Annotated in this window: 18 protein-coding genes, 1 pseudogene and 1 riboswitch; of the genes and pseudogenes, 6 read left to right on the top strand and 13 right to left on the bottom strand. The window is 72.4% G+C overall.

What is annotated here, in order from left to right; genetic code table 11:
* Window positions 1–582: 582 nt before the first annotated feature.
* Both Prum_RS27980 and Prum_RS27985 read right to left on the bottom strand, forming a co-directional pair.
* Window positions 583–1,578 (bottom strand): coiled-coil domain-containing protein, encoded by a 996-nt coding sequence (locus Prum_RS27980; protein ID WP_173079207.1) that lies wholly within the window; start codon window positions 1,576–1,578, stop codon window positions 583–585.
* A 4-nt stretch (window positions 1,579–1,582) separates the two neighbouring features.
* A riboswitch (cyclic di-AMP (ydaO/yuaA leader) is annotated at window positions 1,583–1,739 on the bottom strand.
* A gap of 94 nt (window positions 1,740–1,833) precedes the next feature.
* A complete protein-coding gene (locus Prum_RS27985; protein ID WP_173079208.1) occupies window positions 1,834–2,739 on the bottom strand; it encodes a cation diffusion facilitator family transporter in 906 nt (301 codons plus the stop codon).
* Between the two features lie 85 nt (window positions 2,740–2,824).
* Here Prum_RS27985 and Prum_RS27990 point away from each other — a divergent pair, with 85 nt between their 5' ends.
* The gene (locus Prum_RS27990; protein ID WP_246278140.1) at window positions 2,825–3,751 is read left to right on the top strand and encodes an SMP-30/gluconolactonase/LRE family protein; all 927 of its coding nucleotides are present in this window, start codon (window positions 2,825–2,827) and stop codon (window positions 3,749–3,751) included.
* Here Prum_RS27990 and Prum_RS27995 read toward each other — a convergent pair.
* The 3 genes from Prum_RS27995 to Prum_RS28005 form a co-directional block, all read right to left on the bottom strand.
* The gene (locus Prum_RS27995) at window positions 3,735–5,834 is read right to left on the bottom strand and encodes a HelD family protein (RefSeq protein WP_173079210.1); all 2,100 of its coding nucleotides are present in this window, start codon (window positions 5,832–5,834) and stop codon (window positions 3,735–3,737) included. The two genes, Prum_RS27990 and Prum_RS27995, sit on opposite strands and share 17 nt — an antisense overlap.
* A 56-nt stretch (window positions 5,835–5,890) precedes the next feature.
* The gene (locus tag Prum_RS28000; protein ID WP_173084244.1) at window positions 5,891–6,790 is read right to left on the bottom strand and encodes an alpha/beta fold hydrolase; all 900 of its coding nucleotides are present in this window, start codon (window positions 6,788–6,790) and stop codon (window positions 5,891–5,893) included.
* Between the two features lie 139 nt (window positions 6,791–6,929).
* Entirely contained in the window at window positions 6,930–7,256 is a 327-nt protein-coding gene (locus tag Prum_RS28005; protein WP_173079211.1) for a hypothetical protein, read from the bottom strand.
* A gap of 238 nt (window positions 7,257–7,494) precedes the next feature.
* Between Prum_RS28005 and Prum_RS28010 the strand changes: the two genes are divergently transcribed.
* From Prum_RS28010 to Prum_RS28030, 5 genes are all read left to right on the top strand, one after another.
* On the top strand, window positions 7,495–7,986 hold the full coding sequence (locus Prum_RS28010; RefSeq protein ID WP_173079212.1) for a DUF3145 domain-containing protein: 492 nt from the start codon (window positions 7,495–7,497) through the stop codon (window positions 7,984–7,986).
* 15 nt (window positions 7,987–8,001) lie between these two features.
* On the top strand, window positions 8,002–9,705 hold the full coding sequence (locus tag Prum_RS28015) for a glycoside hydrolase family 3 protein (RefSeq protein ID WP_173079213.1): 1,704 nt from the start codon (window positions 8,002–8,004) through the stop codon (window positions 9,703–9,705).
* Window positions 9,706–10,047: 342 nt separating this feature from the next.
* Entirely contained in the window at window positions 10,048–11,151 is a 1,104-nt protein-coding gene (locus Prum_RS28020; protein WP_173079214.1) for an MFS transporter, read from the top strand.
* A gap of 133 nt (window positions 11,152–11,284) precedes the next feature.
* Window positions 11,285–12,250: a glycosyltransferase family 2 protein gene (locus tag Prum_RS28025; protein ID WP_281368990.1), complete on the top strand. Its 966-nt coding sequence runs from the start codon at window positions 11,285–11,287 to the stop codon at window positions 12,248–12,250.
* A complete protein-coding gene (locus Prum_RS28030; RefSeq protein WP_173079215.1) occupies window positions 12,247–14,400 on the top strand; it encodes a hypothetical protein in 2,154 nt (717 codons plus the stop codon). Before Prum_RS28025 ends, Prum_RS28030 begins: the two co-directional genes overlap by 4 nt.
* Window positions 14,401–14,417: 17 nt before the next feature.
* On the opposite strand, the gene Prum_RS28035 is transcribed toward Prum_RS28030, so the two are convergent.
* From Prum_RS28035 to Prum_RS28065, 8 genes and pseudogenes are all read right to left on the bottom strand, one after another.
* Complete coding sequence (locus tag Prum_RS28035) at window positions 14,418–15,116, bottom strand: class I SAM-dependent methyltransferase (protein WP_173079216.1); 699 nt, start codon at window positions 15,114–15,116, stop codon at window positions 14,418–14,420.
* Window positions 15,117–15,158: 42 nt separating this feature from the next.
* Window positions 15,159–16,587 (bottom strand): annotated as a pseudogene (locus Prum_RS28040) (acyl-CoA carboxylase subunit beta).
* A gap of 14 nt (window positions 16,588–16,601) precedes the next feature.
* Window positions 16,602–17,825, bottom strand: a complete 1,224-nt coding sequence (locus Prum_RS28045) for a beta-ketoacyl-[acyl-carrier-protein] synthase family protein (protein ID WP_173079217.1) — start codon at window positions 17,823–17,825, stop codon at window positions 16,602–16,604.
* Window positions 17,826–17,827: 2 nt separating this feature from the next.
* Window positions 17,828–18,067, bottom strand: coding sequence for an acyl carrier protein (locus Prum_RS28050; protein WP_173079218.1), 240 nt, complete (start codon window positions 18,065–18,067; stop codon window positions 17,828–17,830).
* Window positions 18,068–18,099: 32 nt separating this feature from the next.
* Window positions 18,100–19,044, bottom strand: a complete 945-nt coding sequence (locus Prum_RS28055) for a beta-ketoacyl-ACP synthase III (protein WP_173079219.1) — start codon at window positions 19,042–19,044, stop codon at window positions 18,100–18,102.
* Complete coding sequence (locus Prum_RS51995) at window positions 19,044–19,469, bottom strand: biotin/lipoyl-containing protein (RefSeq protein ID WP_246278141.1); 426 nt, start codon at window positions 19,467–19,469, stop codon at window positions 19,044–19,046. The genes Prum_RS28055 and Prum_RS51995 overlap by 1 nt, the downstream gene beginning before the upstream one ends.
* Window positions 19,433–20,212, bottom strand: a complete 780-nt coding sequence (locus Prum_RS28060) for an ACP S-malonyltransferase (RefSeq protein WP_246278142.1) — start codon at window positions 20,210–20,212, stop codon at window positions 19,433–19,435. Before Prum_RS28060 ends, Prum_RS51995 begins: the two co-directional genes overlap by 37 nt.
* Before the next feature lie 113 nt (window positions 20,213–20,325).
* Complete coding sequence (locus Prum_RS28065; protein WP_173079220.1) at window positions 20,326–21,516, bottom strand: PucR family transcriptional regulator; 1,191 nt, start codon at window positions 21,514–21,516, stop codon at window positions 20,326–20,328.
* Window positions 21,517–21,651 lie beyond the last annotated feature (135 nt).

Consider the following 21,651-nt stretch of genomic DNA (forward strand, 5'->3'; position numbering starts at 1 on the left):
GTGCGTGCGCGTCCGTCTGCGCGCCCGGGCGCGCGCGTCGATCAAGGGCAAATGGTCGTGCTTTGATCTCCAAACCACGACCATTTGCCCTTGATCGACGGGCTTTCCCTTGATCGGCGGGCGGGCGTCCGCGGTGCGTCCCGCTCCGCGCCCGCGTCGCCCCCAGCAGGGGACCCCTACTGGGGGCGGGAACCAACCTTTGCCCCACCAAGTCGACGGTTCCGGCTGATGGGTGCCGGGGGTGTAACGCGTAGCGAGGGTGCAGCGCCTTTCTTACAGGCTTGGACACAGGGGTAAAGGGGCAACCCCGCCCGGCCCGGTCTCGCGCATCCCCCCAGACCGGCGAGACCGGGTCACGGCACCCCGGTACGGGTTTGCACGCACCCGTACCGGGGTGCCGCCTCATGTGGGGCGGCCGCGCCGATCAAGGACTTCTACGCCGATCAAGGACTTCTACGCCGATCAAGGGCAAACGGTCGCGGATCGGAGATCGAACCACGACCGTTTGCCCTTGATCGACGAGCAGAGCCCGCGCCGAGCGCGAGCAGAGCGCGCGAGGAGCGAGGGAGCGAGGGAGCGGAGCTACGTTACGGATAGGTGGACGTGGTCGGTGTGTTCGGCGGAGGGGCTGCCGCTGCCGCTGTACGACTTCCAGCCGCTGCTTGGTAGCCAGATCCGGCGGAACCAGATCACGTAGAGCACGCCGAGAGCGCTCGCGTTCTTGATGTAGAAGTTGGCGAGCCGGTCGCCGTAGTCCTTGTTGCTGCCGCTCGCCACGCTGCCGAAGCCGCCCGACGCCACCGCCCAGTCGCATGCCCGGCCCTTGGGGTGTTCACCCGAGCCGCCGCTGCGCCAGCAGTAGACGTACTTGCTGAAGCCGGCCTTCTTCGTCTCGTTGTACGCGTGCAGGAGCCGCGGGGTGATGCAGCCGCCGGTGCCGGTCGGGTCCTTGACGGAGCAGCTGCCGGAGCCGCTCGGTCCCTGGCTGGCGGTCGCCGCGCCGCTGCCGCTCGGCCCGTCTGCGCTGTCGCCACCACCCTCGGCGGCGAGGGCGTTTTCGGCCTGCTTCTTGCGGGCGGCCATGACCTGGACCTGCTTCTGCTGCTCGCGGATCTCGTTGTCGATCGCGAGCTTGGCGTTCTTGACATCTTCCTGGGTGTCGAGCAGGTCGCGGAGCTTCTTGTCCTCGGTGGCGGCGAGCGCGTCGAGTGCCGCGGCCCGGTCCATGAAGCCTTCCGGCGAGTCGCTGTTGAGCAGCGCCGAGATCGGACCGAGACGACCCCGCTGGTACGCCGTGTTGGCCACCTCACCCAGCGTGGACTGCTTGACGACGAGGTCGCGCTCCACCTGGGCGAGTTGCGTGGTCAGCTCCTGCTGCCGCTTCTTCGACTTGGCCAGTGTGGACTGTGCGACCACGAAACCCTTGCTCGCCGCTTCGAGTTGATCGCGGAGCGTGGCCGTGCCGCCCTCGGGGTCGTTGGGCGCGGCGGCCGCCGGTGCAGGGTGGATGCCGACCAGGGCGAACGCGGCCGCGAGCAGCACAGCGGCGAGCCCGAATCGGCTGCGGGCGTGAGCCATCAACCGTCCTTCCAGTCAGCCGCCTACCGAGTTAGCTGACGGGTTCGGGACGGAAGTACCCCTACCGCTCGCGCGGATTCACCCCAGTAGTTCGGTGGTTCCCCGGCTCACCCAAGGCTCGATGCGAGACCGAGCATGCGGCGATTCGGCGGCAGCCACCACCGGCGCCGAGGGGCGCCGCCGGGCAGTGGCCGGAGCCGAGCGTACCGGCTCGTCATCGATGTGCCCAGTCTCGTACGGACCGTCACGAATTGGTCACCATGTGGTCTCTTGGCAGGACTCCGCCGGCTCGACCTGGAGGGTGGCGTGCGCGATGTCGAAGTCGTCGTGCAGCGCCTCGCGCGCGGCGACCAGAACAGGGCCGACCTGCGCGGCCGGGTCGAGGGTGAGGTGGGCGGACGCCACGTCCATGCCGGAGGTGAGCGTCCACACGTGCAGGTCGTGCACGTCGCACACGCCGGGCACGGCGGCCAGGCGGGTCTGTACGGCGGTCACGTCGACGTGCTCGGGCGCGGCCTGCACGAGGATGCGCACCGCCGCGCGGGCCAGCTTCCAGGTGCGCGGCAGGATGAACAGGCCCACCGCGACGGCGACGATCGGGTCGGCGTACCACCAGTCGGTCAGGGCGATCACCGCGGCCGCGACGATCACGCCGGCCGAGCCGAGCAGGTCGCCGAGCACCTCCAGGTACGCGCCGCGCACGTTCAGGCTCTCCTTCGCGCCGGAGCGCAGCAGGCCGAACGCGACGAGGTTGGCGACCAGCCCGGCCGCGGCGACCACGAGCATCGGGCCGGCGGGCACCTCGGGCGGGTCGGCGAAGCGGCGTACCGACTCGATCAGGACGTAGATCGCCACGCCGAAGAGCAGCACCGCGTTGCCGAGCGCCGCGAGCACCTCCAGCCGGTACAGCCCGAACGTCCGCTGCGGATCGCCGGCGGCCCGCGAGGCAGCGTAGATGGCCGCCAGTGCCATCCCGATCCCGAGCACGTCGGTGAACATGTGCCCGGCGTCGGACAGCAGGGCGAGCGAGCCGGTCAGCAGCGCGGCGACCGCCTCGATCACCATGAACGCCGCGAGCAGCGCAAACGCCGCCCACAGCCGCCCGCGATGGCGCTCACCGGCCCGCGTGGCCACTGCCCCGTGATCGTGTCCCGCACCCATGGCCGTCAAATATATGCTGACATTGCAATGTGTGCAAACCTGGTACTGAAATCCAATGCCATCGAACCGAGTGGCAGTGATGTGCGTGGATCGAAGTGTGCTTACTCGTCGTGCTCTCCTCACGTCCTCCGCCGCCGCAGCGATATCGGCGGCCACCGTCAGCGTTCCAAGCGCCGCGAGCGCCGGTCAGAAGCACCTTCCCGACGTCATCGCGCTGCCCAACGGCTTCCGGCCGGAGGGCATCGCCATCGGCAAGCAGCCGTACGCCTACTTCGGCTCCCTCGCCGACGGCCGCATCTACCGGGCCAGCCTCGTCACCGGCCGCGGCAAGGTCATCTCGCCCGGACCGGGCACGCCGTCCGTCGGCTTGAAAATCGACCGCCACGGCCTCTTCGTCGCCGGCGGAGCAGCCGGCGACGGCCGGGTCGTCGACCCGCGTACCGGGGAGATCCTCGCGTCGTATCAGTTCGCGAGCGCGCCGACGTTCATCAACGACGTCGTGGTGACCCCGTTCGGGGCGTTCTTCACCGACTCGAACAACCCGTTCCTCTACAAGGTGACGCGGCCCGGCGCCTTCACCCCGTTGCCGTACAGCGGCGACCTCGTCTACCAGGCCGGCTTCAACGTCAACGGGATCGCGCCCACGCCGGACGGGCGGGCGCTGCTGGTCGTGCAGTCCAACACGGGCGGACTCTTCCGGGTCAACCCGGCCACCGGCGCGACCACCCAGGTCGACCTCGGCGGCGAGATCCTCACCAACGGCGACGGGCTGCTGGTGCTCGGCCGCAGCCTCTACGTGGTGCAGAACAGGCTCAACCAGGTCGCCGTCTTCCGCCTCGACCGGCGGGGCACCAGCGGTGCCCTGGTCACCCGCCTCACCAGCCCGAACTTCGACGTACCCACGACCGTCGCCGCGTTCGGCGACCGGCTCTACCTGCCGAACGCCCGCTTCACCACGACGCCGACGCCGGACACCACGTACACGGCGGTCGCGGTCAAGCGGACAGCGTGACGAGGCGCTGGGTCGCGCGGGACAGGGCCACGTAGAGGGTCCGCGCGCCGTCCTCTTTCCGGATCTCCTCCGGCGCGACCAGCGCCACGCCGTCGTACTCCATGCCCTTGGCCTGCAAGCTGGTGACCACCTGCAAGCGGTCCGCGGGCAGCTCGGTGAGCCACGCCGCGACCTCGTCGCGGCGTGGCACCGGCGCGATGACGCCGACCGTGCCCTCGACCTCATCCAGCAGCCGCGCCGCGGCCTTGCGGGTCGCATCCGGCAGGTCCGCCGGGGCCAGGGTCAATTGCTCCGGGGGTACGCCGGTGGAGCGCACCGCCCGGGGCAGCGTGATGCCGGGGGAGACCTCACGGATCACCTCGGCGGCCAGCGCGAAGATCTCCGCGGAGTTGCGGTAGTTCGTGGTGAGCGTGAACTCGTGCCGCCGGCGGCTACCCAGCGCGCGGTCGCGGGCCCGGGCCAGCTCGGTCGGGTCGCCGGTCCAGGCGCTCTGCGCCGGGTCGCCGACCACGGTCCACGAGGCGAGCCGGCCGCGACGGCCCAGCATCCGCCACTGCATTGGCGAGACGTCCTGCGACTCGTCGACCACCACGTGGGCGTACTCGCGGTAGTCGTCCGGACGCCGCACCGCGGCGGCGCGGGCCGCGCGCTGCCGGTCCGCGTAGGTGCTCACCTCGCGCACGCCGTCGACCACGTGGAACGGGTCGCGCTGCTTGCGCGCCGGCTGCGGCGGCCGGCCGAGCATCTCGTCCAACTCGTCGAGCAGCGCCACGTCCGCGACGGTCGGATCCCCGGGCACGAAGGCGTCCGCGAGCAGCGCGATCTCCGGACCGCTCAAAATCCCCGACGTGTACGCCCGCAGGCGCGCCGGATCGGCCAGCCAGGCGAGCACGTGGCGGGGCGCCAGCCGGGGCCACCACGCGCGCAGGAAGTCCCGGAAGTCCGGCCGCTCGGCCAGGTCGTCCTCGAACTCGATCTGCGACGGCAGGCCACCGATCTTATGGGCCTGCGCCTGCGCCCACAGTGCCTCGAAGAGGCCGTCGATGCCGGCCCGGCGCACCTCGTTGCGGCGCGCGCCGCGGGGCAGCGCGCGGGCCCGGATCGCGTCCAATTCGGCCGTGCCGAGGCGCAGCAGGTCGCCGCGGTAGAGCAGGCGCAGGTCGGTCGGGCCGTTCGGCACGGCGTCCCGGACCGCCCGATCCAGGACGCGGCGCATCCGCAGCGAGCCCTTGACCGCGGCGACCGCGGTCGGGTCGGTGCGGGCGGCCGTCACGTCCTCGACGATCGAGCCGAGCGAGTGCAGGGTGGCGGCCTCCTCGCCGAGCGACGGCAGCACCGCGGCGATGTACTCCACGAACACCCCGGACGGGCCGACGACCATGATGCCGCCGCCCGCGAAGCGGCTGCGGTCGGAGTAGAGCAGGTACGCCGCGCGGTGCAGCGCCACGGCCGTCTTGCCGGTGCCCGGGCCGCCGGAGACGATCGTCACGCCCGACGCGGGGGAGCGGATCGCCTGGTCCTGCTCGCGCTGGATGGTGGCGACGATGTCGCGCATGCCCCGCCCGGTCGCCTTGGCGAGGGTGGCCAGCAGTGCGCCGTCGCCCACGACCCGCATGCCTTCCGGCGCGGCGGCCGGGTCGAGCAGGTCGTCCTCGATGTTGGTGACCTTCTCGCCGCTGGACTGGATCATGCGACGGCGTACGACGCCCCGCGGGTCGGCGGCCGTGGCCTGGTAGAACGCCGCGGCGGCGGGTGCCCGCCAGTCGATGACGAGCGGCTGGGCCTCCTCGTCGCGTACGCCCAGCCGGCCGACGTGCAGCACCGGGCCCTCGCGCAGATCGAGCCGGCCGAACACCAGCCCCTCGTGCTCGGCGTCCAGGGCGTGGCGGCGCCGGGCGGCGTGGAAGACCATCGCGTCCCGCTCGACGAGGGCGCCGAAGTTGCCCACCCGGGCGAGGCGGTAGCCCTCCTTCTCCGCACGGGCGGCGGCCTGCCGCAATTCGGCCAGCCGGGCGTACACGCGATCGACGTGGCGCTGCTCGGCGGCGATTTCCTGCTGCAGGGTGGTGGCGGCGTCGCTCAAGTTTTCGGGGCTCCCAGGGGAAGTTCGGCCTGGCAATGTTACGCGCCAACCGACCCTTATGCCCGCCTCGGACGATCAAGAGCGGCGTGGACCACTCCGAGGAGTGCGTCGGTGACTACTTCCGGACGTTCCAGCATGAGCATGTGGCCGGCGTCCGGACAGATGGTCAGAGTGGCATCGGGCAGTGCTGCCGCGATGGACTGGGCGCACACCGGCGGGGTGAGCCGGTCCTTCTCGCCGACCAGGATGGCGGTCGGCACCGTGGGCAGGGCGGCGAGCGTCTCCAGGCGTTGCTGCGCACCCACCGACGGGCGGAACCCGCCGATCGAGCCGAGCGGCGCGCGGATCACCGCCTTCGCGGTGAGCTGGACGTCGGCCGGGTCGCACGGGTAGCCGAAGAGCAGCCAGCGCAGGCTGGGGCGGAGCGCGAGCGTGAACGCCCGGTGCGGGCGCCAGTCGCCGAGCCGGGCCAGCACCTCGGCACTGGCGGTCTCGGCGATCCGCACCAGCCGGGCGACGTGCGTCGGCAGGCCGTACACGGTGTGGGTATGTCCCTCGGCGGTGGTGCCCAAGAAGAAGAGGCCGGCGACGCGCTCGGCGAAGTCCGCGGGGTGCCGGTGGGCGTACTCCATGATCGTCATGCCGCCGAGCGAGTGACCGGCGAGGATGACCGGGCCGGTGGGTACGACGGTGCGCAGCACCGTCGCGAGGTCGTCGCCCAGTTGGGCGAGGGTGGCCGCGTTGCGGTCGATGGCGCCGGAGCGGCCGTGGCCGCGGGCGTCGTACGTGATGACCCGGGCGGTACGGGCGAGAGCGGGGACCTGCCGGTGCCAGGTGCGTCCGTCGAGCACCCAGCCGTGCAGCAGTACCACGGTGATCGGCGCGTCGTCAGATCCGGCGGATCGGACGTGGAGCCGGGGACCGTCGGCCAGGCGAATTTCGGGCTGGTCGACCATCGTCATGGGGCACCTCCGTTGTACCCACGGGTAACAATCATGCCTCAGCGATGGGCGTGCTGACCAGGACGTTCTTGCACAGCAAGAGGCCCCGCCGAGGTGGCGGGGCCTCTGTCAGATCTGGGATACCGGGCCGGTGTCAGCCCTCGAAGACGCCGGCCTCGACCAGGCGCTTCTCGGTGGCGTCCCATCCGTCGCTGGGGAACGCGGCGGCGAGGGCGTTGATCTCGGCGCGGATCTTCGTCGCGTGACCGGCACCGGCGAGGACGCGGATCTCCTCGACGAACGCCTCGGAATCGGTGCGCAGATGGTTGGTCTTGCCGTTGGTCAGGTTGCGCACGTACGCGTGCTTGCCGTTGTTGAGCGGGATGAGGTACTTGAACTCACCGAGCACGCTCAGGGCGCCACCCGCGCCCTGTCCGGCGCGGACGGATGCGCGCGCGGTCTTGGAGGTGTTGCTCGCCACGGGAGGTACTCCTTGCAGCCGGACAGAGAGAGACCAGTGAACTTTACACGACGGCGCAACGGGCCTAGCAGGCTCCGCCGCGCGCTCTCCGTCACAACGCGGAGTTATTTGAGTTATTCCGTGTGCCAGTTTTTCGATTCTCTGGCGCACCATCCGTCACAGGAGTCATCATGTTGGGCAACCACCCGTTGATCGAGGTCGTAGGGGAAGACGCACCTCGCTTCTCCGGGAGGTCACCGTGCCAACGCGTGGCGTCGTATACGTCCACTCGACCCCGCTTGCCGTGTGTGCACACGTCGAGTGGGCGATCGCGCGCGTCCTCACCGCGCCGGTCAACCTGCACTGGACCGCACAGCCGGTCGAGGCCGGCGCCCGCCGGACCGAGTGCAGTTGGACCGGACGCCCGGGGACCGGCGCGGAGCTGGCTGCTGCCCTCCGGCAGTGGCCCATGCTCCGTTTCGAGATCACCGAGGATCCGAGCCCCGGTGTCGACGGCGAGCGGTTCATGTACGTGCCGGGCCGAGGGCTCTTCCGGGCCACCATGGGCGCGGCCGGCGACATCCAGCTCGGCGAGGACCGGCTGCGCAGCATCATGGAGTCCGCCCGCGCACCGGAGGCCCTCGCGCACGCCCTCGACCGCGCCCTCGGCACGGCGTGGGACGCCGAACTGGAGCCGTACCGCTACGCGGGCGACGGTGCCCCTGTGACTCTGCTGACGAGGGTGGGTTAGCAAGGCTGTGTTTTGATGGCGGGCGTGCGTCTGCGTCTTTTATCGATATTCGCCGCTTTGCTGGTGGTGGCCGGGTGCGGTGCCGACCCCGCGCCTCGGCCGTCGGCCAGCGCTGCCGGGACGCCTACGCCCACCCTCAGCGGCGGCCCGGCCGCCAAGGCCGCCACGCTGGCCGCCAGCCTCTCCGATGAGGACCTCGTCGGGCAGGTGCTGATGCCGTACGCCTACGGCGCCTCGGCCACCGACGTGTCCGCCGGGTCGGCCGCCGGCAACCGGAAGCTCGCCGGCGTCGACACCCCGGCCGAGATGATCGCCAAGTACCGCCTCGGCGGGCTGATCCTCGTCGGCTTCTCGGCCGACGACCCCACGTCCAAGAACCAGACGACGACCAATGTGGACAGTGTGGAGCAGGTGCGCGGCCTGACCACCGGACTCCAGGACGCCGCCGCCAAGCTCCCGGCCGGCGCCGCGCCGATGCTCATCGGCACCGACCAGGAGTACGGCGTGGTCACCCGGGTCAAGACCGGCGTCACGGGGCTGCCCAGCGCGATGGCGTTCGGGGCCGCCGGCAACCCCCAGCTCACCGAGAGCGCCTGGCGGGCGGCCGGCGCCGAGCTTGCCGCGCTCGGCATCAACGTCGACTTCGCCCCGGTGGCCGACGTGCTGGGCAGCGGTGGCAGCTCGGTGATCGGCTCCCGGTCGTACGGCTCTGATACGGCAAAGGTGTCGGCCCAGGTGGCCGGCGCGGTCCGCGGCCTGCAGGCGGGCGGGGTCGCCGCCACGCTCAAGCACTTCCCCGGGCACGGCCACACCACCGGCGACTCGCACGACTCGCTGCCCAAGCTGACCCAGAGCCGGGCCGGCCTCGACGCCGCCGACCTGCCGCCGTTCACCGCGGGCATCGGGGCCGGCGCCAAGCTGGTGATGTCCGGCCACCTCGACGTGCGCGCCATCGACCCGGGCATGCCGGCGACGTTCTCCCACAAGATGCTCACCGACGTACTGCGCGGGCAACTCGGCTTCAAGGGCGTGGTCGTCACCGACGGGATGAACATGGCACCGGCCCGCCGCTGGCAGCCCGGCGAGGCCGCGGTCCGCGCCGTCAACGCCGGCAACGACCTGCTCCTGATGCCCGACAACCTGCCGCTGGCGTACAACGGGCTGCTCTCCGCGCTGCGCACCGGCGAACTGTCCAAGGACCGCCTCGTCGAGGCCGCGACCCGCGTGCTGACGCTGAAGTTCGAGCTGGCTCTCGCTGCTGTGCCGCAGATGTCCACAGTGGGCAGCGCGGACCACCAGCGCGACGTCGCCAAGGCGGCCGCCGCCGCGGTCACCCAGCTCCGTGGTGCCTGCGGCGGGCCGCTCGTCCGCGGCCCCGTCACGGTCACCGCCGCGGGCGGGCGCACCACGACGAAGGGCTGGCTGGTCGACGCGCTGCGCGCCACCGGGGCCGAGGTCGTCGACAGCGGCGGCGCCGTGATCCACCTTGTCGGGTACGGCGACAAGCGCTCCGACCTGCGCAAGGGAGCCGCCGTGACGGTGGCGATGGACACCCCGTACCTGCTGGCGGACGCGGACTCGCCGGTGCTGCTGGCGACGTACTCGTCGAGCCGGCTGTCCATGGTGGCCCTGGCCGATGTACTGGCCGGCAAGGCACCCGCCGACGGCCGCTCCCCGGTCGCGGTCCGCGGCCTCCCCCGTACGTCCTGCGGCGGCTGACCCTGAGCAGGGCGCCCGGCTGCCGGCTCCCGGGCGGGCCCAACGCGTCCCCCGGCACCCGGTAGGGCGCCCCGGTTGGGCGCCCCGGTTGGGCGTTGCGCCGTGAGTGGGGCGCCCCTATGCAGCTCTGTGCGGGCAAAGGGGCGCCCCACTCAGGTCGCATCAGCCACATAGGGGCGCCCCACTCACGCGCGTACGGGAGCGCGCCGCGCCCGTGGATATCGCGTTGACGATCACATCGGGCGGTGGGAGGGTCGGAGGATGGCTGATCCGACTCGGCACCCGGTCTGACCTCGGGCCGTCACCAGGCGGCTCTGTGTTCTTCAGGCGTGCACCGAAGGGGTGCTGTTCTACCCCGTCTACGCGCTGCTCTTCGCCGACGCCGGGCTCGGTGGCGGGCAGATCTCGTCGCTGTTCGTCATCTGGTCGGTGGTCAGCTTCACGCTGGAGATTCCGTCCGGGGCGTGGGCGGACGCGTTCTCCCGGCGTCGGATGGTCGCCGTGGCAGCGGTGCTGCGGGCGGCCGGGTTCGCGTTGTGGGTGGTCTGGCCCACCTATGCCGGGTTCGCGGTCGGGTTCGCGCTGTGGGGGCTGTCCAGCGCGATGACGTCGGGCACCGTCGAGGCCCTGGTCTATGACGAGCTGGCCGCCGCGGGTGCCACGGACCGGTACGTCCGCACGGTCGGGCTCGGCAACACGGTCGCGCTGCTGGCCGAGCTGTCCGCGATGGCGCTGGCCGCTCCCGCGTACGCGCTCGGCGGATATCCGCTTGTCGGTGCCGCCAGCGTCGCCGTGAGCCTGGCGGTGGTGCCGATCGCGCTGTCGTTTCCCGAGGCGCCCCGGGTGCGGAGCGCCGACGGTGGCACGCGGCACTACCTGGCCACGCTGCGGGCCGGGCTGGCGCAGGTGCGCGGCAACCGCCGGGTCAATCGGACGGTGCTGCTCTTCGCCCTGGTCACCGGGCTCACCGCGATCGACGAGTACGTGCCGATGCTGGCCCGCGAGATGGGCGCGCCGACCGTGGCCGTACCCCTGCTGTTCCTGCTGCCCGTGGCGGCGATGGCCGGGGCGAGCGCGTTGGCCGACCGCTGGGCGGGCGTGTCGCCGAAACGGCTGGCGACGGCGGTCGCCGTGGGCGGGGTGTTGCTCGCGGCCGGCTCGCTGGTCGGGCATCCGGCCGGGATGCTCGCGGTGGCGGTGCCCTTCGCGGTGCTGGAGTTCTTCGAGATCGTCGCGGAGGCGCGGCTGCAGGACAGCATCGCGGGGCCGGCGCGGGCGACCGTGCTGTCGGTGGCCGGCTTCGGCCAGGAGACGGTGGCGCTGCTGGTCTTCGCCGGGTTCGGGCTGGGCTCGTCGGGCCTTTCGGTGCCGGTGCTGCTGGCGCTCGTCGGGGTGCCGATGCTGCTGTCCGGGCCGCTGACCCGCCGATGGCTCCCGGCTGCCTGACCCGAGCTGACCTTGCGCTACGCCGATCAAGGAATCGGGCGCCGATCAAGGGCAAAGGGTCATGGTTTGGAGATCAAAGCACGGCCGTTTGCCCTTGATCGACGCGGAAAAGGGGGACTGGTAGCGTGCGGGCGTGGTTGGCTCCGCGCCGGCACTCTCCGTGGTCGTGCCGATGTTCAACGAGGAATCCGTGCTGCCGCTGCTCGTGACGCGGCTGCGCGGGGTGCTCGACGCGCTCGGCGAGCCCTACGAGGTGGTGGCGGTCGACGACGGCAGCACCGACCGCACCGCGGTGGCGTTGCACGCCACACGCCGGCAGTGGCCGCAGCTTCGGGTGCTGCGGCTGCGCCGCAACAGCGGGCATCAGGCCGCGCTGCTCGCCGGGCTGATGCGGGCCCGCGGGGCGTACGTGGTCAGCATCGACGCGGACCTGCAGGACCCGCCGGAGACCATCGTCGACATGCTGCGGCTCGCGCGCTCCGACGGCCTCGACATCGTGTACGGCGTGCGCGCCGACCGCAGCGCCGACACTCCCTTCAAGCGGTGGACGGCGGGCGTCTACTACCGGTTGATGCGCCGCCTGGTGGGCAAGGACGTGCCCGCGCACGCCGGGGACTTCCGGTTGCTGAGCCAGGCGGCCGTGCAGGCGTTGCGGGAGCTGCCCGAGCGCACGCCGGTGCTGCGGCTGGTCGTGCCGTGGCTGGGCTTTCCCAGTGGCGAGGTGGCGTTCCAGCGCGAGGAGCGGGCCGCCGGCCGGACGAAGTACCCGCTGTCCCGGATGGTGGGGCTGGCCGCGGACAGCGTGACCAGCTTCTCCGCCGCGCCGCTGCGGGTCGCCACCTGGCTCGGCCTCGCCGGGGTCGCCGTCTGCGTGGTGCTGGTGGTGATCGCGATGATCGCGTACCTCCGGGGCGGCACGGTCACCGGCTGGCCCTCGCTGTACCTGGCGGTGCTCTTCCTCGGCGCGGTACAGCTGCTGTGCCTCGGGCTGCTGGGGGAGTACGTGGCGCGCATCTACACCGCGGTGCAGGCGCGCCCGGCGTACTACGTCGCGGACGACACGGACGCGCCGGTCGAGCTCACCGACAGCCTGCGGTGACGGCGACGGCGAGCCGCCCGGCGGAGCAGCGCACCGAGCAGGGGACGGACCCTGGCGTACCAGATAAGGCGCGGCGCTGGGCCCCGGCGGCGGTGGCCTTCGCGGTGGTGGCCTTCTTCCTGATCGTCTCCGGGACGCCGGTGCTGGACGTCGCGCGCTACGCCGCGTATGCGGCGCTCGCGGTGATGTTGCCCGGCACGCTGGTCTACCGGGCGCTGCGGCGGACGCCGCGCACGCTGGTCGAAGACCTGGCGATGGGCGCGGCGGTCGGGCTGGTGCTGGAGCTGGCGGCGTGGTTCGGGTTCGTGTCGGTGGGGGCCGAACGGTGGCTGTGGGCGTGGCCGGCACTGGTCGTGGTGGCGTTCGTGGCGGTGCGGCCACTGCGCCGGCACTGGGTGGTGCGCGGCTACGAGCGGGTGCCGGTGGGCTGGTCGTGGGCGGTGGCCGCGGTCGTCGCCGGCTTCACCGTGTACCTGTGGGACTCGTTCCTGCGGCGCAACCCGATCCTGCCGGCCGGCGAGGGGCAGGCGCAGTACCTCGACCTGGCGTTCCAGATGTCGATCGCGGGCGCGGCCAAGCACCAGGCGCCGCCGGACCTGCCGCAGGTGGCGGGGGAGCCGCTGCACTACCACTGGTTCGGGTTCGCGCACATGGGGGCGGCCTCGCTGGTCAGCGGGGTGGACCTGCCGACGGTGTTCCTGCGGCTGGCGGTGCCGGCGCTGTGCGCGCTCGCGATCGTGCTGGTCGCGGTGGTGGGGTGGCGGGTCAGCGACCGGCCGTACGTGGGCGTCGGCGCGGCGGTGCTGATGTTCACGATCGGCGAGTTCGGCTTCGAGAACGGGATCCGGCAGCTCTTCGGCACGCAGGTGACGTTCATCGTGTGGGGCAGCCCGTCGATGACGTACAGCTGGGTGTTGCTGTTTCCGCTGATCGCGGTGCTGGTGTCGCTGTTGCGCGGGGGCGGCGGCTGGGCGCTGGCGGCCCTGTTCCTGCTGGGGTCCACCGGGGCGAAGGCCAGCTCGGTGCCCGTGGTGGCGGGCGCGCTCGGGCTGACCGCCCTGGTCCTTTTCGTACGCCGCCGGCGGCTGCCGTGGGTGGTGCTGGGCGCGCTGGGACTGGCCGTGGTGGCGCAGGTGTTCGCCACGGCGGTGCTGTTCGCGTTCGAGAGCCACGGGGTCAAGGTCGAGCCGTTGCAGGGGCTGCGGCCGTACGCGTCTTCCACCCTCGCCTGGCCGCTAGCCGCGGTCGCGTTCCTGCTCAACATGCAGCTGCGGCTGGTCGGGATCGTGGGCCTGGGCCGGCGTGTCTTCACCGACCCGGAGAAGGTCTTCCTGCTGGCCGGCGCGGTCGTCGGGCCCCTGCTGTACCTCACGCTGGGCCACCCTGGCAGCAGCAACCAGTACTTCGTGCGGGCCGGGTTCGCGTTCGGCGTGATCCTGTCGGCATGGGGCTGGGCCAGCGTCGTCGGGCGGCTCGATCGGCGGCTGGCGGCGTTCGCGGTCGGGTTCGGGGTGCTGCTGTGCCTGGTCCAGCTCGTCTTCGGGCCGGTGTCGGCGCGGCGGCCGCTGGTGCCGCTGCTGCTGTGGGCGTTGGCGCTCGGCGTCGTGCTGTTCCTGGTGCTGCGTCGGCGCCCGGCCTACCTGCTCACCGCGATCCTGGTGGCCGGCGCTCCCGGGCTGGTCATGGACGCGGCGGCGGCGCACCGGCAGCCCAACGGCGGCGCGTACCCAACGGCGGCGCTGCCCGCCTCCCGGGTCGCCGCGGCCCGCTGGGTGTACGCGCACAGCGACCCCGATGACGTGCTGGCCACCAACGTGCACTGCAACGAGGTCGTCAAGGGGTTGTGCGACGCGCGCGCGTTCTGGCTGAGCGGGTACGCCGAGCGGTCGGTGCTGGTCGAGGGCTGGACGTTCGCGCCGCGGATGATGGGGCTGCCGGGCGGGGCCGAGGAGCCGTTCTGGGACCCGGCGCTGCTGGCGGCCAACGACGCCGCGTTCTACCAGCCGACCTCGGCCGGGCTGGCGGTCCTGCGGGCGCGCGGGGTGCGCTGGCTGGTGGTGGACCGGAGTGTGCGGCCGGAGTCGCCGGGTCTCACATCGCTTGCGATCAAGCGTTACGACCAGGGGCGCATGGCGGTCTATCAGATTTGACGGTGTGCCCTCAGCATTCAGATTTGACGGTGTGCCCTCAGCATTAGGGAGACGCCGGGCAGCGACTTCACCGGCAGATAGCGCTCGGCCGCGATGATGGCGGTCAGCCCCATGTTGACCACATTGGGCAGGTCGTCCAGGTCGCTGCCGGTGGACTTGCGGCGCCGCCAGGCCGCCACCGGGCGCAGGAGCACGTTCCAGCTCCACAACTCGTCGATGACCAGGCCGGCCTTCTCCACCACCGAGGTGAGCGTGTCCCGGGTGTAGCGGCGCACGTGCCCGACGGCCACGTCGTGCGCCGACCAGAGCCGCATGTCGCACGGCACCGCGATCAGCGCCGTACCGCCCGGGCGGAGGGTGCGGTGGATCTCCCCGGCGGCGGCGTGGTCCTCGTCGATGTGCTCGAGGATGTCGAACGCGACGACCAGGTCCAGGCTGGCGCTGGGCAGCGGGAGCGCGCGGGCGTCGGCCCGGATGACGTTGAGTCCGCGCTCGGCGGCGACCTGCGCGCCGTCCGGGCTGTACTCCAGTGCGACCGGCTGCCAGCCGTTGGCGCGCAGGACGCGCGTGTTACCGCCGCCGGCGGCGCCGATGTCGAGCGCCGTGCCCGGCCTGGGCAGCTTCTTCAGCGCCCGGGAAAGCAGGGCACGACGCTCCCGGTACCACCAGTGGGTGTCCTCAAGGGCGGCGAGCTTGCGGATCTCGGTCGCTTCCATCCGCTAGATGTTAGGAGGGACGCCCGCCGATGTAAAAAGCACTCAGAGTGGGATATTGCCGTGCGCCCCCCGAGCCGCTGGGGCGGCCGCGAGCGCCTCGGCGATGCGGCGGCGGGTCTCGCTCGGCTTGATGACGTCGTCGACCACGCCGATCTCCAGGGCGCGGTTGACGCCGCCGGCCACCCGGGTCTGCTCCTCGATGAGCTGCGTGCGTAGCGCCTCGCGCTCCTCCGGCGGTGCGGCGGCGAGCTTCTTGCGGTACAGGATGTTGACCGCCGCCGACGCGCCCATGACCGCGAGCTCCGCGCTCGGCCAGGCGAAGACCGCGGTCGCGCCCAGCGAGCGGGAGTTCATCGCGATGTACGCGCCGCCGTACGCCTTGCGCGTCACCAGCGTCACCCGCGGCACCACGGCCTCGGCGAACGCGTGCAGCAGCTTCGCGCCGCGCCGGACGACGCCGTCCCACTCCTGGCCCAGGCCGGGCAGGTAGCCGGGCACGTCGACCAGCACGATCAGGGGTACGCCGAGCGCGTCGCACATCCGCACGAAGCGGGCCGCCTTCTCGGCGCTGGCCGAGTCCAGGCAGCCGCCGAGGCGCAGCGGGTTGTTGGCGATCACGCCGACGGTACGCCCGGCGAAGCGGCCCAGCGTGGTCACGATGTTCGGCGCCCAGCGCGCGTGCAGCTCGACGGACTCCGCCCCGTCCAGCAGCGCCTTGACCACCGGCTTCACGTCGTACGCGCGGTTGGTCTCGGCGGGCATCGCGGCGGCCATGTCGTGGCCGTCCCTTCGACGCCAACGGGCACGTCCGCGGGGAGAGCCGGCCCTGGTGGCCGAGCAGGTGCGCCAGCTTGCGCGCCTCGGCCAGCGCCGTCGCGTCGTCCTTCGTGGTCACGTGCACGACGCCGGAGCGCCGGCCGTGCGGCTCGGGGCCGCCCAGGCGCTCCATGTCGACCTGCTCGCCGGTGACCGACCGGACCACCTCCGGCCCGGTCACGAAGATGCGCCCGGCGCCGCCCATCACCACGATGTCGGTCAGCGCCGGCCCGTACGCGGCACCGCCGGCGGCCGGGCCGAGCACCACCGAGATCTGCGGTACGCGGCCGGAGGCGCGCACCATCGCGGCGAACACCTGGCCGACCGCGTCGAGCGCGACCACGCCCTCGGCGAGCCGGGCGCCGCCGGAGTGCCACAGGCCGAGCACCGGCACCCGTTCGCGGACGGCCGCGTCGATCGCGTCGACGACGTGGCGGCAGCCCTCGCTGCCCATCGCGCCGCCCATCCGGGCGCCATCGCTGGCGTACGCGACGGCCGGTGTGCCGTCGATCTCCCCGCGGGCCCAGAGCACGCCCGAGTCGTCGCGCGGCATCATCAGCCGGAGCGAGCCGGCGTCGAAGAGGCCGCGCAGCCGCAGCTCGGGGTCGCGGTAGTCCACGGTGGACGAATCGGCGCTGACAGATGTGGTGGTCACGGCGGGTCCTCCCATTAGGGGCGGGTGAAGATCAACGCGACGTTGTGCCCGCCGAAGCCGAACGAGTTGTTCAGCGCGGCCGGGATCTCCAGGTGGCGCGCCTTGTGCGCGGCCACGTCGAGCAGCCCGTCTTCGGGGTCGTCGAGGTTGATGGTCGGCGGGATGACCCCGTCGCGGATGGCCAGGATGGTCGCGATCGACTCCACCGCGCCGGCGGCGCCGAGCAGGTGGCCGGTCATCGACTTGGTGCCGGTCAGCACCGGGTGGTCGCCGACGGCCGCACGCAGCGACGCGATCTCGGCCATGTCGCCGACCGGCGTGGAGGTCGCGTGCGCGTTGACGTGGACGATGTCGGTCTTGGCGACTCCCGCGTCCGCCAGGGCCTTCGCGATCGCCCGCGTCGCGCCCAGGCCCTCGGGATGCGGCTGCACGATGTCGTACCCGTCGGAGGTGATGCCGGCCCCGGCGAGCCGTGCGTAGATCCGCGCGCCGCGCGCGATGGCGTGGTCGGCCCGTTCGAGTACGACGATGCCCGCGCCCTCGCCGAGCACGAACCCGTCGCGGGCCTTGTCCCACGGGCGGGACGCCTTTTCCGGCTCGTCGTTGCGGACCGACATGGCCCGCATCGAGGCGAAACCGGCGATCGGCAGCTGGTGCACGACCGCCTCGGTGCCGCCCGCGACGACCACGTCGGCGCGGCCGGACCGGATGATGTCCAGGCCGAGGGAGATCGCCTCGGCGCCGGTGGCACAGGCGCTGGCCACGGAGTGCACGCCGGCCTTGGCGCCCAGCTCCAGGCCCACCCACGCGGCCGGGCCGTTCGGCATCAGCATCGGGACGGTGTGCGGCGACACCTTGCGCGGGCCGGACGCCTCCAGGATGTCGTCCTGGGCGAGCAGGGTCTGCGCGCCGCCGATGCCGGAGCCGATGCTGACCGCGAGCCGCTCGGTGTCCAGGCCGGCGTCGACGAGGCCGGCGTCGGCCCACGCCTCGTGCGCCGCGATGAGGGCGATCGCCTCCGACCGGTCGAGCCGCCGCATCTTGACCCGGTCGATCTTTTCGGACGGCTCGACGGCGAGTTGGGCTGCGATCCGTACAGGGAGCTGCGCGGCCCACTCCTGGGTGAGCGCACTCACCCCGGAGCGGCCGGCGAGCATGGCGTCCCAGGTCGCCGCGACGTCCCCGCCTAGCGGGGTCGTCGCGCCGAGCCCGGTGACGACGACGTCGGTGGTAGGCATGATCAGGCGTTGCTCTCGATGTAGGAGACCGCGTCACCCACGGTCTTCAGGTTCTGGACCTCGTTGTCCGGGATCTTGACCCCGAACTTCTCCTCGGCCGCGACCACGACCTCGACCATGGAGAGCGAGTCGACGTCCAGTTCGTCGGTGAACGACTTCTCCTCGGCCACGTCGTCCGGGTTCACGCCAGCGACCTCTTCGAGAATCTCGGCCAGGCCGGCGATGATGTCGTCACGGGTCATTTCGGATTGTTCCTCTCCATGGATGGGGACCGTCACGGACAGCGGATGACCTGTCCGGCGTAGGTGAGGCCGCCGCCGAAGCCGAAGAGCAGGACCGGGGCGCCGGAAGGCACCTCGCGCCGCTCGACCAGCTTGGACAGGGCCAGCGGCACGCTCGCCGCAGAGGTGTTGCCGGACTCGACGATGTCCTTCGCGATGACCGCGTTCGGGATGCCGAGCCGCTTGACGATGCCGTCGATGATCCGGGTGTTGGCCTGGTGCGGGACGAACGCCGCGATGTCCGCGGGCGCCACGCCCGCGCGCTCGCACGCCTGCAGCGCCAGCGGGGCGAGCATCGTGGTGGCCCAGCGGAAGACGACCTGCCCGTCCTGCTGGATGTACGGCCGCCAGCCCTCGATCGTCAGCACCTCGCCCTTCTCCGGCGCGGAGCCCCACAGCACCGGGCCGATGCCGGGCTCTTCGCCGTCGGGCGTCGCCGTGACCACCGCCGCGCCCGCCGCGTCGCCGAAGAGCACGCAGGTGGAGCGGTCGGTCCAGTCGGTGATGTCGGAGAGCTTCTCCGCGCCCACGACGAGCGCGTTGCGCGTCGCCCCGGCCCGGATCGCGTGGTCGGCGGTCGCCAGCGCGTACGAGAAGCCGGAGCACGCGGTGTTGACGTCCATCGCGGCCGGGGCGGCGATGCCGAGCTTGTTGGCGACCCGGGTGGCCACGTTCGGGCACCGGTCGATCGAGGAGCAGGTGGCCACCACGACCATGTCGATGTCGGCGGCGGTGAGCCCGGAGGCGGCGAGGGCCTTGCCGGCGGCGGCGGTGGCCATGTCGGCCACGCTCTCGCCCTCCGCGATCCGCCGGGTCACGATGCCGACGCGGTCCCGGATCCACTCGTCGTTGGTGTCCACGATCGCGGCGAGGTCGTCGTTGGTCACCAGCCGGGACGGCTGGTAGTGGCCCAGCGAAACGATGCGGGAACCGGCCATTACAGGTGTCCTCCGATGCGGGCGAGGGGCTGGCCCGGGGCGACCGGGTCGTCGTGGTGGGCGAGCCACTCCGTCAGCACGCCGGCCTCGTGCGCGGCCACCTCGACGGGGCCCTGCCGGGTCGCGACGTGCCCGATCACCTGGCCGGCGCGTACGGTGTCGCCCTCGGCGAGGCCGGCGGCGGGCTCGAAGGTGCCGGCGCTGGCGGACACCGCGACCCGGAACTGGGGGGCGGGCTCGTGGCTCGGTGCCGCGCCGTGCCGGGCGATCAGGTCGCGGGCGGCGGGCAGGTCGGCGGGCGTGTTCAGGGTGACGATCTCGGGGGCGCCGGTGCCCTTGAGCTCGCGCTTGACCAGGCCGGCGAGGGTGCCGGCCGGCGGCAGCTCGATCACCGCGGTGACGCCGAGGTCGGCGAGCGTACGCATGCACAGGTCCCAGCGGACCGGCGCGGTGACCTGGCGGACCAGTCGCTGAAGCAGCTCGCGGCCGTGGTTGACGGCCGAACCGTCCAGGTTGGACAGCACGATCTTGCCGGGGTCGGTCGGGCTGATGCCCCGGCGACGGCGGCGAGGGCCCGCTCCGCAGGCGCCATGAACGGCGTGTGGAACGCCCCGGCGACCTGCAGCGTGATCACGCGGGTCTTCGCCGGTGGCTCGGCGGCCAGCTTGCCCAGGCTGTCGATCGCGCCGGCGGCGACGATCTGGCCGGTGCCGTTGCGGTTGGCCGGGTAGAGCCCGTACGCCTCGATCGCGGCGACCACCTCGTCGGCGTCGCCGCCGAGCAGCGCGGCCATGCTGGTCGGCTCGAGGGCGCAGGCGGCCGCCATCTCCCGCCCGCGCACGCCGGCCAGCGTGATCGCGGACTCGGAGGTCAGCACCCCGCCGAGCGCCGCGGCGCCCAGCTCGCCGACGCTGTGGCCGGCGACCACCGCCACGTCGTACATCGGGAGGTGCTCGGCGGCGAGGAGCGCGGCGGCAACCAGCAACGGCTGGGTGCGCGCGGTGTCCTTGATCTCCTCGGCGTCGGCCTCGGTGCCCAGGTGCACGAGGTCGACGCCGGCGAGGGCGGACCACCACCGCAGGCGTGCCTCGGTGCCGGGCAGCTCCAACCAAGGGGTGAGGAATCCGGGCTTCTGGGAACCCTGTCCGGGCGACAGTACGGCGAGCACGTCTAAGACTCTCCTGGATACTCGTGAGTCAGGTGTGTGCTGGCATGCACCAATCCGCACTACAGCCTTTGTGAGAACCCTACAAAGATCCCAGGTCGCGCCCTAGGGATCGTTCAGGTTGTGGGAGGTGTCACAGGGTCCAGCCGGCCGATCGTGAGCGCCACCCGCAGCGCAAACGCGTCCCGCGGGGTCAGCGGCGACAGCCCGGTCACGTCGGCGATCCGCTTGAGCCGGTAGCGCACCGTGTTCGGGTGGACGAACAGCGACCGGGCCGCGCCCTCGAGCACCCCGCCCGCCGCGAAGAAGGCGTCCAGCGTGTCCAGCAGTTCGCCGCCGGCGCGCGCCAGCCCGCCGTACACGTCCTGGCGGAGCCGGCGGCGGGCCTCGACATCGCCGGCGAGCGCGCGCTCCGGAAGCAGGTCACTGGCCGCCACCGGACGCGGCGCGGCCGGCCACGCGGCCGCTGCCCGAAAGCCGGCGAGCGCCGCCCGGGCCGACTCCGTCGCCTCGTCCAGCGTCGCCACCGCCGGGCCCACCACCACCGGCCCGTCGCCGAAGCCGGCCAGCAGTTTTTCGGTCGCCGCGAGCGGGTCGGCCGCCCCACCGAGTACGAGCACCAGCCGGTCGCCGTGCACCCCGCCGATGATCTCCACGCCGATCCGCCGCGCCGCCCGGTAGACCGTGTGCAACACGGCGGACGCCTCGCCACCGGGGGAGCGGCCCACCGCGACCGCCACCGGAGGGGCGTCCGCCCAGCCCAGCGCGGCCGCCCGGCTGGCCAACACGTCCGAGGAGTCGCCGCGCAGCAGCGCGTCGACCAGCAGCGCCTGCAACCGCGCGTCCCAGGCGCCACGCGACTCCGCCGCGCGGGCGTACACCCGGGCCGCCGAGAACGCCACCTCGCGCGAAAACTTCAGGACCGCCTCGCGCAGCGCGGCCTCTTCCCCGGGTACGGCGAGGTGCGGCACCTGCTCTTCGGCCACGTCGATGGTGACCTTGATCAGGGCGACGGTCTGTTGCAGCGAGATCGACCGGGCCAGCGCGGTGGGCGCCGCCTCGAAGATCTCATCGGCGAGATCCTGGGAGGCCCGCTTGGCGTCCCGCTGTAGCCACTCCACCAGCGACCGCACGCCGGCCTGGGCGACCAGCATGACCCAGGCGCGCTGGTCGGCCGGCAACTCCCGAAACCAGGGCAGCGTCTCGTCCATGCGCGCCACGCTCGCGGTCGCCACCGCACCGGCCGAGCGCTCGATCCGGCGCACGGTGGCGCTCAGCTCGACGGGGTCATCCCTGCGGGGCGGCACGGGTACAGCCTGTCACGTCCCGGGTCGTGCCACTATGGCCGGGATGATCGCCCGGATCCCGCTGCTCGTGCCGTCGGTGGCGCTGGCCGCGTTCCTGACCCTCACGGCCCTCGTGACCGCAGACTGGGCACCGGT

Source organism: Phytohabitans rumicis (assembly GCF_011764445.1).
GTDB lineage: Bacteria > Actinomycetota > Actinomycetes > Mycobacteriales > Micromonosporaceae > Phytohabitans > Phytohabitans rumicis.

What these genes read in the sequence shown, in the direction of transcription:
- Prum_RS27980 (WP_173079207.1), bottom strand. Translation starts at nt 1,578, where the DNA reads ATGGCTCACGCCCGCAGCCGATTCGGGCTCGCCGCTGTGCTGCTCGCG.
- Prum_RS27985 (WP_173079208.1), bottom strand. Translation starts at nt 2,739, where the DNA reads ATGGGTGCGGGACACGATCACGGGGCAGTGGCCACGCGGGCCGGTGAG.
- Prum_RS28000 (WP_173084244.1), bottom strand. Translation starts at nt 6,790, where the DNA reads ATGGTCGACCAGCCCGAAATTCGCCTGGCCGACGGTCCCCGGCTCCAC.
- Prum_RS28015 (WP_173079213.1), top strand. Translation starts at nt 8,002, where the DNA reads ATGGCGGGCGTGCGTCTGCGTCTTTTATCGATATTCGCCGCTTTGCTG.
- Prum_RS28035 (WP_173079216.1), bottom strand. Translation starts at nt 15,116, where the DNA reads ATGGAAGCGACCGAGATCCGCAAGCTCGCCGCCCTTGAGGACACCCAC.
- Prum_RS28045 (WP_173079217.1), bottom strand. Translation starts at nt 17,825, where the DNA reads ATGCCTACCACCGACGTCGTCGTCACCGGGCTCGGCGCGACGACCCCG.
- Prum_RS28050 (WP_173079218.1), bottom strand. Translation starts at nt 18,067, where the DNA reads ATGACCCGTGACGACATCATCGCCGGCCTGGCCGAGATTCTCGAAGAG.
- Prum_RS28055 (WP_173079219.1), bottom strand. Translation starts at nt 19,044, where the DNA reads ATGGCCGGTTCCCGCATCGTTTCGCTGGGCCACTACCAGCCGTCCCGG.
- Prum_RS51995 (WP_246278141.1), bottom strand. Translation starts at nt 19,469, where the DNA reads ATGCGTACGCTCGCCGACCTCGGCGTCACCGCGGTGATCGAGCTGCCG.